The sequence below is a fragment of the Acinetobacter sp. yr461 genome, from assembly GCF_900110445.1.
Taxonomy (GTDB): Bacteria; Pseudomonadota; Gammaproteobacteria; order Pseudomonadales; family Moraxellaceae; genus Acinetobacter; species Acinetobacter calcoaceticus.
On the sequence record NZ_FODU01000003.1, the window covers coordinates 152,473 to 166,459 of the forward strand.

Here is a 13,987-nt window from a genome sequence, read left to right on the forward strand (position 1 = left end):
ATTAGTTGTTGATTTATAATGATTTTACAGAAATTCTGGCGCATTCATTTAATTTTTTCGGGAAAGTCGTTAAGCTATGGGCTGTTGAAGATGTACTTATGAGATTATGAAACAGGAAACTGCGCTTAAACTGCTTAAAGCAGGTGAAAATGTCTTTTTAACCGGTTCGGCTGGTGCAGGGAAAACCTATACACTCAATCAGTACATCCAATACTTAAAAGCACGTAAAGTGCCTGTGGCGATTACGGCATCTACAGGTATTGCTGCAACGCATATGAACGGTATGACGATTCATACATGGGCAGGCATCGGGATTAAAGATCAGTTAACTGACGATGACTTAAAACGTATGAAAGAGCGTAAATATCTCAAGGAACACCTTGAAAATGCGCAAGTTCTCGTCATTGATGAAATCTCGATGTTGCATGCAAAGCAGCTTAATCTGGTGAATCAGGTTTTAAAATATTTTAAAGAGAGTGACGAGGCATTTGGTGGCATCCAAGTCATTGTTGCCGGAGATTTCTTCCAGTTGCCACCAGTGGGACGTAATAGTGAAGCCAACCGTGACAAGTTCTGTTTTATGTCTGATGCATGGGTCGAAGCTAAATTCCGCGTATGTTATTTAACAGAACAACACCGCCAAGACGATGAAATTCTTAACCAGATTTTAAATGCCATTCGCGCGCAAAATATTCAAGCAGACCATATACACGCGTTACGTCAATCACGCTCACAAGATATTGGCGAGACCTTTACTCGTCTCTATACGCACAATATGGATGTCGACAATATCAATTATCAGCACTTAAATGAAATTGATAATGAAGGGCATCAATTCAATGCGGTTTTAGATGGTAATGAAAAACTGGTAGAAACTTTAAAATCTTCGGTTCGTGCACCAGAAGAGCTCACCTTAAAGAAACATGCAAAAGTCATGTTTGTAAAAAACAACTTTGATATGGGCTATATCAACGGGAGTTTAGGTGAAGTCATTGGTTTTGAAGAAGATGATGAAAATGGTTTGCTACCAAAGGTGAAATTGACCGATGGCACGACATTGCTGGTCGCGCCTGAAACTTGGTCAGTTGAAAATGATGCAGGTAAAGTGATTGCCAGTTTCCAGCAAATTCCACTCCGTTTGGCATGGGCGATTACCATTCATAAAAGCCAAGGGATGACTTTAGAAGCTGCTGAAATTAACCTCACGAATACCTTCGAAAAAGGTCAGGGCTATGTGGCATTGTCGCGTTTGAAATCTTTAACGGGTTTAAAGTTATTAGGGATTAACGAGCAAGCTCTAGAGCTAGATAGCTTGGCTGTAAAAGCCGATCGTCGTTTCCAAGAGTTGTCTAAAGAAGCAGAAGGCAACTTTGCAGATGTAGATTTAACTGCTCAGCACAAAGCATTTATTCGTCATTGTGGCGGAACTTTAAATGAAACCGAGATTTCTCGTAATGAGAAAAAAATCGCAAAAGGTGGTAAGCAAAATTACGCTACGGCAACCCTAGACGAAACACGTGCGTTGTTTGAAGAAGGCTATGAGATTGAAGATATTGCACATGAACGTGGCCTTACCCCAGCGACAATTATTAACCATTTGGCGCGACTGCATAAAGAACAAAAACTGGATATTTCGGTTGCCCATCCTGGGGAAGAAGTGGTCGAAGAAATCCGAAAAATTTATAAGAAACTGAAAAAGCGCCAAAATCCAGATCATTTTTCTGATGATGGTTCGATCAAACTAAGACCAATCGTTGAAGCAACCAGTCCTCGAATGGGATATGATCAGGTTCGATTAGCTTTATTATTTATTGAGTAAAGTTTAATTAGCTTAATTACTTATTACATAAATTGAGGTGGCTATGCCGCACATTGTAGTTGATTATTCAGATAACTTAACTGGATTAAACGCAAAACAATTACTTAAAGAAATTAATACAACGCTCATTGAAACAGAGTTATTTAGTCCAGAAGACATTAAAAGCCGTGCGCGTAAAGATGATGTTTTCCTAATTGGTTTGGGACTAGAACAGGCTTATATTCATGTAAAAGTTTATATTTTGTCGGGAAGAAATGCAGAGCAAAAACAGTTGATGGGTGATCAGTTGTTAGCGGCACTCAGCAATAAAAATTATCTACAACAAGAGTTTAATAAAGAAATTCAATTATGTGTTGAACTTGTTGATATGCCAAAAGAAGATTATTTTAAGCAAGTTGTATAACTTTAAAAAGCGCAATTTCGATCAAGAATAGAGATCAGCACTATGTAAAAGTAGTGCTATCGAATGAACAGACATAAATGTATGGCTGTATATACACAAAAGCTGCAACTGGTTTGCGATTATATTCAAAGACATTTAGATGAAGATTTAGATGTTGATCGATTGAGCCAGATTGCAGCCTTATCCAAATTTCATTTTCATCGTATTTTTGCCGTTCATATTGGTTTAAATGTGATGAAGTTTATTCAACTTTCTCGTTTAAAGCGGGCCTCTTTTCAATTGGCTTTTGAACCTGATCTCAAAATTATTGAGATTGCATTACAAGCAGGGTTTGATAGTCCAGAGGCATTTACTCGTGCATTTAAGCGTTCATTTGATCAAACTCCTCGGGCTTTTAGAGATAAACCGGACTGGGAATCTTGGCACCAGAAGCTTGTTTTTACACTTCCGAAAAGTGAGCTAAAAATGAATGTAAATATTGTTGAGCGTCCTGCCCAAAAGATTGCGTATCTGTCGCATCTGGGAAGTCCAGATAAAGTTTTTGAAACTGCTGCACGTTTTATTGCTTGGCGTAAAGAAACGGGTTTATCACCCGTGACTAAATCAAGAACGTATGGCATTCCTTTTTCTGACCCTGAACAGACGCCATCAGACGCGTTTAGGTTTGACATTGCAGGGTCAATTGAAACGACTGTACCTGAAAATATTTATGGCGTACAAACAGGGGAAATTCCTGCCGGACGTTACGCGACCGTAAGACATTTTGGTAGCCATGACCAGATTAAAGATAGCGTGTATTACATTTTTAAAAACTGGTTAACTGAGCAGCCTGAAGAAGCTGGAGATTATCCAGTTTTCTTTCACTATTATAACTTTGTGCATGATGTGAAAGAATGTGATCTTATTACAGATATCTACTTACTTTTAAAGTAGTCTGTTACCCACAAAGGCATAACTTCTTGTGGTTATGCCTTTAAACCAAATAGTTTGATATTTGCATATTGCTCAATTAGGTTAGCATCTAACATATGGATATAGTCCATAAAAATGGTACTAAAACTTCCCATGGTTTGTGCCTGATTGGATGCAAGTTTACCCGCAATTGCAAAATGTATATGAGCTGAAAGCGCTGCAATGGTTGGAGTCGTTACCGCACTATATGCAGCGATTAATGCACCCAAAGCACATCCTGTTGCTGTAATTTTAGGTTGTAAGGGGCTGCCGCCGTTAATTTGGATAACGACATCTAGTTCTTTAGACAGAATGTAATCTGACTCGCCTGAAATTGCGATACAGTCTGTATGTACTAATAGCGCGTAAGCCTGTCTATAGACATCATCACTACTAAGGGTACTATCTACACCTTTAGATTGAACCTGATTACCTGCAAGTGTACTGATTTCTGAAGCATTACCACGAATAATGCTTGGCTTAAATTGTAAAAGCTCGTCTGTCATTTGACTACGCCAAGGTAAAATTGGCCCATAGCCAACCGGATCAAGTACCCATGGAATATCATTTAGCTGAGCTGTTTTAGCTGAGATCTGCATGGCTTGCATTTGCTCAGTGGTGGGTGTACCTAAATTAATGCTCAAGGCCGATGCGATTTTGGTAAAGCTTTCTGCTTCATAAGGATTATCAATCATCGCAGGCGAAGCACCAGACGCGAGTAATACATTGGCCGTATAGTTTGCAGCAACGCTATTAGTAATACATTGTACAAGAGGCGTTTTTGCTTGCATGTTCTGCCAAGCTTCAATGACCTGTTCAATCAAACTAGATGTCGATGTCATATTATTATCCCTAGTAAGCCAAAGTGATTATAGATTTAGTGGGTAAAATAGTGGTCTTGATGCTTACATTTTTGGCAAATCAAAGAAACATAATCTGCTGCATCATAGTCAACGGTTAAATCATTTGAACCACAATACATACAACGTTTGACAGAATAAAAGTTTAAACGTGGTTCAATTTTTCGCCATGCTTTCCATACAGGTTGCACAAATATCTGTTCGTCGTACCCTAAGAAACGATTAAGCAAAACATAACTCATTTTACTGTAAGGAATATTGTGAGGACGGGGGAGCATAGAGGTTTCCCACTTTTCGGTCACGGCTCTTTCTCGATATTGTTCTAATGTTTTCTTTAATAGATTAGTGTTAATAAATTTATCATTGCGAGGCTGTAAAACTTTTTGTTTATACAGATATTCGAGTGCAGTTTGTACCAGATAATAAATCTGCCCAATTGCGAGTGAATCCATTAAACGATAGCAAAAGCTTTGAAAATTTGAATTTCCGGCAATTTGGATACCCCAAGTTCGGCAGTAGAACTGCATGAACTGGATAATTTCTTGATAGAGCACCTGAAAAAGTACGTCTTTCACTTCATCTGCACTACGAAAAGGAATACCAAAGCTTAAGTTTTCATAAAACCAATTACGTAGTTGCTGAGCCACACTAAATAAACTTGGATCGCTGTAGCCATCTAAACGAATATTTAAGTGAAAACATTGTGGGTCATCAGTTTGGTCATTTGCATTCAAAATGCCATCTTTATGCAACTGTTTAATTAAATAGCTCTGAAACATCCAGTTAGGCGTGATGTGATGGTATTTAATTTTGTCCCAATGAATATATTCATCATGAGCGATTTCTTCACGCGCATAGTCGTCTAGGAGACTTAGCAAGAACAGTTTATGTAAAAAGCTGAGCTGTTCCAGACTGCGTTGTGGTTGTTCTTTTGACTTAAATTGTCGTTGTTCTTGTAGGCGTGTTTGTTGTAGAAGCTTTTTCCGTTGTTTTGTGCATGTATCACAGTGGCAAGTCATTCTTTGATCTTTAAATAGACGGTGCTGACAATGACTGCATTCATGGAATTGAATGTCTTGTTCAAATTGCTCGGCATCTACCCAGTACATTGAGGCTTGGCAGAGAGGACAATGGCTACTTTCATCTAGCTGTTTCTGTAGAATTTGTAAGGCCATTTTGCTCCGAACATAAAATAAAAATGATGGGGCTATTATACACAGCCGAGCTATAGATGGCTGAGATTGCCACTTTCGTTTGTTGCTAAAATAGAAAAACCTAAAATCTATGTTTCGATTTTAGGTTTTCATAGTGGGCTAAAAAGTTGAATTAAACAGGGCACGGCAAGCTCTCATCATTTTGGCCAAGTTTTTTGGCTTTAATAAGCGCCTGTACTTTTTTACTTGGTAATTTCAGTTTCCCTAACGCATCGTAAGTATTAACAATAGAAGTAACCTCCTGAGTTGTAATAGAAATACCTTCCGCAGATAAGAACACGGCAATCACATGGTGATCGAGTCCTGCTGCTGATAGATCATGAATAGCTTTAATATTCTCTAGTCGATGAAAATGTGCTTTGAATTCCATGCTGACACCTCTTGTTCTAATTTAGATACCCATATTGGTATATTTTATTAGGCAAGAACCATGCCCAAAATGTAAGCTGACTCTAAAAAATGTTAAAAGCTAAAGGTGTTTTATTTTTATTGTATAGATTGCTTATATAAACAACGATTATCGTAAATTTGGTCTAATCTGTGCTAATAAAACAAGATTCTAATTTGAAATGTATAAATGAAGTCCCATTAATTTCATAAAGGTAATCAAATACAGTGTGTATGACTTGGCGTATGATATTTCATGACGACTCATACTACTGTTTAGACGAGTATATAAGGAATAAAGATGAATATTGCGGCGCAGCCTCCAGTTCAGGCAGATCAGACAGTTTATTTAAAAGATTATCAAAAACCTGCGTTCTTGGTTGAATCAATTAATCTTGATATCCAAGTATATGATGACAAAACAATTGTTGATTCGACATTAGTGATGAAGCGTCAAACTGCTGGAGATTTGGTGCTATTAGGCCGTGACCTAGAATTACAATCTGTTCAGTTAAATGGACAAATTCTCACTCCTGCACAATATTCACTCGATAGTGAACAACTGGTGATCACTGATGCACCAGATGAAGTCATTTTACAAACGCAAGTCATTATTCATCCTGAAACGAATACTCAATTAGAAGGCTTATATAAAGCAGATGACTTGTTTGTAACGCAGAACGAACCTGAAGGTTTCCGCAAAATCACGTTCTATCCAGACCGCCCAGATGTACTCTCTGTATTTACTACACGCGTAGAAGCAGACAAAAAATATCCAGTGCTACTTGCCAATGGTAATTTGCTAGAAACGGGTGAAGCTGGTGAAAACCGCCACTTCGCGATTTGGCAAGATCCGACCAAAAAGCCAAGCTATTTATTTGCTTGTGTCATTGGTGATTTAGCAGTTCTTAAAGATCGCTATACGACCTCTGAAGGACGTGATGTTGCTTTAGAAATCTATGCAATTGAGAAAGATATTCCAAAATGTCATATCGCGATGGAAGCATTAAAGCATTCAATGCGTTGGGATGAAGAACATTATGGTCGTCCTTATGACCTCGACAACTACATGATTGTTGCAGTCAGTCAGTTCAACATGGGCGCAATGGAAAATAAAGGTTTAAATATCTTTAATACGGCATGCGTGCTTGCTGATGAAGAGTACACCACTGATGCTGCGATTATGCGTGTACAGTCTGTGATTGCTCACGAATATTTCCATAACTGGACAGGAAACCGTATTACTTGTCGTGATTGGTTCCAGCTCTGCTTAAAAGAAGGCTTAACCGTATTCCGCGATCAGTCATTCTCTGAAGATTTACAATCTGCTGCGGTACAACGTATTGACGATGTAGCTGTGCTGAAATCACACCAGTTCCCTGAAGATGCAGGTCCATTATCACACCCGCCGCGTCCAGATCACTTTGTCGAAATTAATAACTTCTATACTGCAACAGTTTATGAAAAAGGTGCGGAAATTAACCGCATGATGTCGACCTTGTTAGGTAAAGAAAAATACCGTCAAGGGACCGATGAATACTTCCGCCGTCATGATGGACAAGCCGTGACTGTAGAAGATTGGGTTGCTGCATTAACTGCTGGTTCAGGTGTCGATTTATCTGCATTCTTAACTTGGTATAACCAACCAGGAACACCAAAGCTCGAAGCAAAAGGTGAATACGATGCATCAGCACAAACCTATCGCTTAAGCTTTAAACAAAGTTTAAAAGCACATCCTAAATATCCAAATTTAAAAGCTGTTCCAATTCCTGTGGCTTTAGCGCTATTTAATGCTAAAACTGGTGAGCAATATGCATTGCACAGTGAGAGCTTATTTGTAAACGGTGTTAAAGATGGCGTGTATTTGTTTGACCAAAATGAAGCAACTATCGAATTTACAGGCGTGACTGAACAACCAGTTGTGTCACTACTCCGTAATTTCTCTGCACCAGTCAATCTTGTGTTTGATTATACAGATGAAGAGTTAGCTTTCTTAATTCAGCATGAAACAAATGGCTTTAACCAATGGCAAGCAACGCAAACCTTGCTTGAACGTATTTTGCTAGCAGACCATTCTGCGGATGCATACATTCAAGCAATTCAAAGCACTCTGCCTGAGTTAGTCGGTCGCGACCCGCTATTGGCATCACGCTTGTTTGATGTACCAAGCGAAGGTTATTTGGGTAGTCGTATAGATCAGAACTATGCACCAGCTGATATTCATGTAAAACGTGAAGCATTGCTCAATCGTTTAGCACAAGAGTTGGGTTCATTCTGGAAAGATACTTACCTTACACTTGACCCAGATTTGCAAAAAGAGTTTTCTTTGGCAATGGGTGTACGTGCGTTAAAGAACATTATGCTCATGATGATGGCTCGTCAGGGTGATCAAACCGCATTTGAACTCGCACATGTGCAATATCAGAACACAGGTAATATGTCTGAACGATTAGGTGCGCTACGTGTACTGGTTTGGCAAAATGCGCCTCAAGCTCAAGATGTACTTGCTGATTTCTATGACCGTTTTAAAGATGAAGCTTTATCTTTAGATCAGTGGTTTATGATTCAGGCTGCAAACCCGAATGCGACAACTGAAACAATTGAATACCTTACTCAACATCCTGATTATGATTTAACAACTCCAAACCGTATTCGTGCGGTGAGTGGAGGATTATCAAATAATCCTGAAAACACGTGGGGCTTTGGTGTAGCTCACTTTATTAACCTTGCACAATATCTTGACGAGAAGAATCCAATTTTAGGTTCACGACTGTTACAAGTATTGTCGCGTTGGTACACTTTGGCAGAACCTCAGCGGACTCAAGTGCAACAGGCTTTGCAAGCATTGCAGCCTAAAGTGAAATCGAAAAATGTCTCTGAAACTTTAAATAGTATGTTGAGTGTTTAATTAGACTTAAATATAAAAAATAAAGGTCTCGTAAGAGGCCTTTATTTTTATATGTCTCTATAGCGATTTAACGCTTAAAAAATAAAACTTTCCTTATAGTGATTCGTCTTTAGCTCCACTGCGCATCATTTTACTTTTATTTAAATTATAATATTTGATAGTTTGTTTGAAATTTATCTTTAAGTAATCTTATACAATCAAAATTTAAGAGAGCAATAATATAAAAATAAAGTAAGTAAATCTGTATTTAGCATTTAGTTTCATAAAATTAGCTGAATTTTTGACATATTTATTTAAATTTTACTTAATAAACTTTGTGAAGGTTTTATTTAAATTATTTAAATCAATAGGTTGAGTTTTTGATGTGTTAATTTTTGTATCTGTGGAGTTGGTTTGAGTAATTATATTTTGTTAATTAGAAATTAAAATAATAATAAGTTCATGCATTTTAATTGTTTTTATGTATGATGTTTAAAAATAGGGTAAAAAAATAAACTTTAAAAGGAGCAGTCAAATAAAAAATGATTGTAAGAATAAGTGCTAAATTTTTTATATCTATTAGTTTTAACAATTTAATTTAAAAGGTTTTGACTATGAAAAAGACTTTTTTTCATTTATCAGTAATTGCTATAGCATTATTTTCTCTCAATTCAGCAAATGCAGCTACAGCAACGGGTACATTAACTGTTAAGGCAACAGTAACGAATAGTTGTGTATTGAATACTTCCGCTACAGGTACAACAGCGAATGCGGTTTTAGACTTTGGGACTTTAAGTTCTCTTGCTAGCAACGTCGATGCAGACACCACAACAACAGGTGGCACCTCAATCAAAGTCCTTTGTAACAACACTGTGCCGTGGACCTTGGCTTTCGATGCTGGGCAAAATGCTCAGACGACTCAACGTCGTATGATTGGTGGTGCAACAAGCAACGAATATATTCCTTATAACCTTTACTCAGATTCGGGGCATGCCACAGCAATCGGCATTGCAACGACTGCCTATAGTGGAACTGGTAGTGGTGCAGTGCAAACAGTGAATGTATATGGCCGTATTCCTGCTGGCTCAACGCTGCCGAGTGCGGGTAGTTATCTTGATACAGTAACAATAACAGTAACTTATTAATTTTTATAAATTAGAAATATTGTTAGCCCTTTTGAAAGGGCTAACACATTAAAAAAGTTATATTTGAGTAAATCATGAAAAAAAATATCTTTATTATTATGGGATTATTCTTATCTTTATCATCTAACAATATTAACGCCGCTACAATTCGTCTTTCGCCTGTGAATGTAGAAATATTAAGTAATCAGAGTGCTGCTTCAATTAGTTTATTTAATCAATCGAATGAAAGTAGTGATTTGCAGATTCGTGTATTTGAATGGACTCAGAAAAATGGACAGGATCAGTTAACACCTACAGATGAAATCGCAATTAGCCCGCCATTTTTAAAATTACAGTCTAATGATTCTTATAATTTGCGTGTAGTTAGAATTAATCCAGCACCCGTTTCTGGTGAAAAAACGTATCGCATTATTATTGATGAACTACCAAAACCGATTGATAGCCGTAAAGCAGCTCAAGGGGTTAACGTACTTTTACGCTCGTCATTGCCTGTATTTGTGGTAAATAAAGACGCGATTACTCAATTGAATTGGAAAATTGATGCTAATCAGGAGGTACCTTCCTTAAATATTAGCAATATTGGAAACAGGCATGCACTTTTAAATGACTTAGCGCTTGTGGATACCACAGCGAATAAAAGCTATCCGATTAAAGTAAATACCGTGAATGGTTATATTCTTGCGGAGCAGGCACGAAGCTACTCTATTAATAATTTTACATATCAGCCAAATCATAAATACAGCGTTTCTCTGACAGTTAATGGTAAGAAAACCACACTTTAAGAGGCTTCTATGAAATACATTATAGGTGTCTTATGTGTTGCATATCTTCCTGTGTATTCTTTTGCTGAGCAACTCCAAGATAATACGAACACTCCAATTCCCAGTGTTCCTAAATCTATAGATAGCAATAATAAATATGTACAGGTGAATACCAATGGAGAGGAACAATATCTTAATTTTACTCAGCTTTTTTTAATTATTTCTATTAATTCAAATGCCGCTGAAGACTTGGTTGCCGTGAAGCAATCTAAGGATGGAAAGCTATATATTCGCTCTGGTGCCTTAAAAAATTTAAGAGTTAAAATGGATGAGCATACTCCAGATAGCCAATGGGTGTGTATTAATGAGCTAAAAGGAATTCAGTTTAAATATTTAGAGAATGAACAATCTCTAAACTTACAAGTTCCGTCCAGCATGTTGGCAGGCTATGCAGTTGATTTAAATGGCCAGCAGATTACCAGTCCTCATTTACTAAAAATGAAACCCTTAAACGCTGCCATTTTGAACTATAGCCTCTATCACACCCTGACTAATGACGAGAATGTTTTCTCTGGTTCGGCAGAAGGGATTTTTAACAGTGCAATTGGTAACTTTTCATCAGGCGTTTTATACAACGGCAGTAATGAAACTAGTTATAGCCATGAAAAGTGGGTGCGCTTAGAGAGTAAGTGGCAGTATGTAGACCCTGAAAAGATCAGGATATATACCCTAGGAGACTTTATTTCCAATAGTTCTGACTGGGGAAGTAGTGTACGTTTGGCGGGTTTTCAGTGGTCGAGTGCTTATACCCAACGTGGCGATATTGTCACTTCGGCATTACCACAATTTTCCGGCTCGGCTGCACTGCCTTCGACTCTGGATTTATACGTTAACCAACAAAAGATCTATTCGGGACTAGTGCCTTCAGGCCCGTTTGACATTAAGCAGCTCCCGTTTATTTCGGGTAATGAAGTCACGCTTGTAACCACTGATGCAACAGGTCAGCAGAGCATTACCAAACAGGCTTACTATTTTTCATCTAAAATTTTAGCAAAAGGCATTAATGAATTCTCAGTAGATGTTGGGGTTCCACGTTATAACTATGGGCTGTATTCGAACGATTATGATGATGCCACCTTTGCTTCGGGCGCGATTCGATATGGCTACAGTAACTCACTGACCTTAAGCGGTGGTGCAGAGGCTTCTACAGATGGTCTGTCAAATCTGGGTACTGGTTTTGCCAAGAACCTGTTTGGTTTCGGGGTAATTAATGCTGATATTGCAGCAAGCCAATATAAAGATGAAAACGGTTATTCTGCCTTGGTTGGTTTAGAAGGGCGTATCAGTAAGAATATTTCATTTAATACCAGTTACCGTAAAGTATTTGATAACTACTTTGACCTTGCCCGCGTGTCTCAAATTCGATATTTAAAAGATAATCAGGCCGATGCTGAACCCAAAAATTATTTGAGCTACAGTGCGCTGGCAGATGAGATTTTTAGGGCAGGGATGAGCTATAACTTTTACGAAGGATATAGCGCTTATCTGGGTTATAACCAGATCAAATTTAGCGACAATTCTTATAAGTTAGTGTCTGCCAATTTAAGCGGAAGCCTGAACAAGAACTGGGGATTTTATAGCTCAGCGTATAAAGATTATGAAAATCACAAAGACTATGGCATTTACTTTGCACTGCGTTATACACCGTCTACCCGAGTTAATGCGATTACGAGTGTATCTAGTGATAGCGGCAGGTTGAGTTACCGTCAAGAAATATTTGGCTTATCAGAACCCCAAATCGGCTCATTTGGATGGGGCGGCTATGTTGAGCGCGATCAGGATGCCAATCAAAACAATGCATCGGTCTATGCCTCTTACCGTGCTCGGGCAGCCTACCTGACAGGTCGATATAACCGAATTGGAGATAACGATCAGGTTGCAGTTTCAGCGACAGGATCGTTGGTTGCGGCAGCAGGACGGATTTTTGCAGCCAATGAAATTGGTGACGGCTATGCAGTTGTGACCAATGCCGGACCGCAAAGTCAGATTATAAATGGCGGGGTAAATTTAGGCGTAACCGATAATTCTGGAAGATTTCTGATTCCTAGTCTAATGCCATATAAAGAGAATCATATTTATTTAGATCCGTCGTATCTTCCTTTAAATTGGAGCGTTAAATCTACAGATCAGAAAACAGTTGTAGGTTATCGCCAAGGTGGTCTTATTGATTTTGGCGCTCATCAGGTCATTTCAGGGTTAGTTAAACTTGTTGATTCGAACAACTCAGCATTATTACCAGGTTATACGGTTCGAATTAATGGGCAACAAGATGGTGTAGTTGGCTACGATGGTGAAGTATTTATTCCAAACCTGTTAAAACAAAACAAACTTGAAGTCGATCTTTTGGATCATGGCTCATGCCAAGTTGACTTCACATATAACAGTAATCAGTACTCAACTAAGAAATTGGGACCTTATATATGTCATTAAATATTATGAATAAGGCTCAAATAGAGAGCTATAAGAAATTTTCATTGTCTTTAAAATACTTTATAGGCATTTGCTTATTTTATCTCGTTTATGCTTTTTTTAGTCCAGCACATGCTGCTTGTACAGTAAGCGGAACTACTAATAGTACTTTTACCTACACGGCAGCAAATATTAATAGTGATGCAACTGTAAACCTTTCAGGCACAATTACTTGCACGAATTTAGGACTTCCCCAGATTTCTAATTTCATGTGTATGAAAACCGTATTTACGGGAGCAACCACTGCGAATAATAGTGTGACTTTACCTTATACAGTCACTGCAACTGTAGGTGGAGCTGGCTCTTCTACCACGAATCAAACCTCCAATGTGTGGTATGGACCAGTAGCAACAATCGCATCAAATAATATTGTGAGTTACTCGGTAAATGTGAAAGTACCAGCCCGAACGGGGTCACTCATTGCATATCCTAAAGGAACCTATACGGCTTCGGTTCGGTTGTATTGGGATATGGATCTTTTGGGTTTATCATGCGGTGATTTAATTGGGGGGTGGGATTCAGGCGATACGTTGCTAACAGCGAACTTTGTGGTACCAAGTTTGTGCCAATTAAACTCAACCTCAACTGTAGATTTCGGTAATATAAATGATATTAGTACGACTAAACATGATTACACAGCACAAGGAGCTGTAAATTCGACTTGTAATTATGGAACGCCATATAGCATTTATTTAGGGGATGGAAACAACCGTATAGCGGGTGGATTTAGACGTATGACTAATGGCAATAATGAATTTATTCCCTACCAGTTATATAAAGACTCTAACTATAGTACGGTGTGGGATGCTACGGGTGGAGTGACTAATATTGGGGGAGCAGGTGGAGTGTCTGGCACAGGAACAGGTAGTGCTCAAACTACGCCAGTTTATGGAAAAATTCCTCAAGGTACTTCCATTGCAAGTACGCCAGGAAATTATTCTGATAGCGTTGTTGTTACAGTGACTTATTAATTTTTTCGAGCCTACACGCGGTTCTATTTTAATGACATGGTTCCGCATAATTTTAATTAT

At 38.3% G+C, this 13,987-nt stretch carries 11 protein-coding genes; 8 read left to right on the forward strand and 3 right to left on the reverse strand.

Annotated elements, in window-relative coordinates:
* Nucleotides 1-106: 106 nt before the first annotated feature.
* The 3 genes from BMW38_RS07030 (at nt 107) to BMW38_RS07040 (ending at nt 3,155) form a co-directional block, all read left to right on the forward strand.
* The gene (locus tag BMW38_RS07030) at nt 107-1,819 is read left to right on the forward strand and encodes an AAA family ATPase (RefSeq protein WP_092706848.1); all 1,713 of its coding nucleotides are present in this window, start codon (nt 107-109) and stop codon (nt 1,817-1,819) included.
* Between the two features lie 43 nt (nt 1,820-1,862).
* Complete coding sequence (locus BMW38_RS07035; RefSeq protein WP_213031116.1) at nt 1,863-2,222, forward strand: 5-carboxymethyl-2-hydroxymuconate Delta-isomerase; 360 nt, start codon at nt 1,863-1,865, stop codon at nt 2,220-2,222.
* An 81-nt stretch (nt 2,223-2,303) separates the two neighbouring features.
* Nucleotides 2,304-3,155 carry an AraC family transcriptional regulator gene (locus BMW38_RS07040; protein WP_092706852.1) on the forward strand — a complete coding sequence of 284 codons (852 nt, stop codon included), beginning with the start codon at nt 2,304-2,306 and terminating at the stop codon, nt 3,153-3,155.
* 32 nt (nt 3,156-3,187) lie between these two features.
* On the opposite strand, the gene thiM is transcribed toward BMW38_RS07040, so the two are convergent.
* From thiM to BMW38_RS07055, 3 genes are all read right to left on the reverse strand, one after another.
* Nucleotides 3,188-4,015 (reverse strand): hydroxyethylthiazole kinase, encoded by an 828-nt coding sequence (gene thiM / locus BMW38_RS07045; RefSeq protein WP_092706854.1) that lies wholly within the window; start codon nt 4,013-4,015, stop codon nt 3,188-3,190.
* A gap of 35 nt (nt 4,016-4,050) precedes the next feature.
* Nucleotides 4,051-5,208, reverse strand: coding sequence for a hypothetical protein (locus tag BMW38_RS07050; RefSeq protein WP_213031117.1), 1,158 nt, complete (start codon nt 5,206-5,208; stop codon nt 4,051-4,053).
* A gap of 151 nt (nt 5,209-5,359) precedes the next feature.
* Complete coding sequence (locus BMW38_RS07055; protein ID WP_004643236.1) at nt 5,360-5,617, reverse strand: hypothetical protein; 258 nt, start codon at nt 5,615-5,617, stop codon at nt 5,360-5,362.
* A 318-nt stretch (nt 5,618-5,935) separates the two neighbouring features.
* On the opposite strand from BMW38_RS07055, the gene pepN reads away from it, so the two are divergent.
* From pepN to BMW38_RS07080, 5 genes are all read left to right on the forward strand, one after another.
* Nucleotides 5,936-8,542: an aminopeptidase N gene (pepN, locus tag BMW38_RS07060; RefSeq protein WP_092706856.1), complete on the forward strand. Its 2,607-nt coding sequence runs from the start codon at nt 5,936-5,938 to the stop codon at nt 8,540-8,542.
* A gap of 587 nt (nt 8,543-9,129) precedes the next feature.
* The gene (locus BMW38_RS07065) at nt 9,130-9,666 is read left to right on the forward strand and encodes a Csu type fimbrial protein (RefSeq protein WP_198495542.1); all 537 of its coding nucleotides are present in this window, start codon (nt 9,130-9,132) and stop codon (nt 9,664-9,666) included.
* A 74-nt stretch (nt 9,667-9,740) separates the two neighbouring features.
* Nucleotides 9,741-10,448, forward strand: coding sequence for a fimbrial biogenesis chaperone (locus tag BMW38_RS07070; protein WP_092706858.1), 708 nt, complete (start codon nt 9,741-9,743; stop codon nt 10,446-10,448).
* A gap of 9 nt (nt 10,449-10,457) precedes the next feature.
* Nucleotides 10,458-12,917, forward strand: a complete 2,460-nt coding sequence (locus BMW38_RS07075; protein ID WP_092706860.1) for a fimbria/pilus outer membrane usher protein — start codon at nt 10,458-10,460, stop codon at nt 12,915-12,917.
* Nucleotides 12,908-13,927: a Csu type fimbrial protein gene (locus BMW38_RS07080; RefSeq protein ID WP_092706862.1), complete on the forward strand. Its 1,020-nt coding sequence runs from the start codon at nt 12,908-12,910 to the stop codon at nt 13,925-13,927. The genes BMW38_RS07075 and BMW38_RS07080 overlap by 10 nt, the downstream gene beginning before the upstream one ends.
* Nucleotides 13,928-13,987 lie beyond the last annotated feature (60 nt).

What these genes read in the sequence shown, in the direction of transcription:
- BMW38_RS07030 (WP_092706848.1), top strand. Translation starts at nt 107, where the DNA reads ATGAAACAGGAAACTGCGCTTAAACTGCTTAAAGCAGGTGAAAATGTC.
- BMW38_RS07035 (WP_213031116.1), top strand. Translation starts at nt 1,863, where the DNA reads ATGCCGCACATTGTAGTTGATTATTCAGATAACTTAACTGGATTAAAC.
- BMW38_RS07040 (WP_092706852.1), top strand. Translation starts at nt 2,304, where the DNA reads ATGGCTGTATATACACAAAAGCTGCAACTGGTTTGCGATTATATTCAA.
- thiM (WP_092706854.1), bottom strand. Translation starts at nt 4,015, where the DNA reads ATGACATCGACATCTAGTTTGATTGAACAGGTCATTGAAGCTTGGCAG.
- BMW38_RS07050 (WP_213031117.1), bottom strand. Translation starts at nt 5,208, where the DNA reads ATGGCCTTACAAATTCTACAGAAACAGCTAGATGAAAGTAGCCATTGT.
- BMW38_RS07055 (WP_004643236.1), bottom strand. Translation starts at nt 5,617, where the DNA reads ATGGAATTCAAAGCACATTTTCATCGACTAGAGAATATTAAAGCTATT.
- pepN (WP_092706856.1), top strand. Translation starts at nt 5,936, where the DNA reads ATGAATATTGCGGCGCAGCCTCCAGTTCAGGCAGATCAGACAGTTTAT.
- BMW38_RS07070 (WP_092706858.1), top strand. Translation starts at nt 9,741, where the DNA reads ATGAAAAAAAATATCTTTATTATTATGGGATTATTCTTATCTTTATCA.
- BMW38_RS07075 (WP_092706860.1), top strand. Translation starts at nt 10,458, where the DNA reads ATGAAATACATTATAGGTGTCTTATGTGTTGCATATCTTCCTGTGTAT.
- BMW38_RS07080 (WP_092706862.1), top strand. Translation starts at nt 12,908, where the DNA reads ATGTCATTAAATATTATGAATAAGGCTCAAATAGAGAGCTATAAGAAA.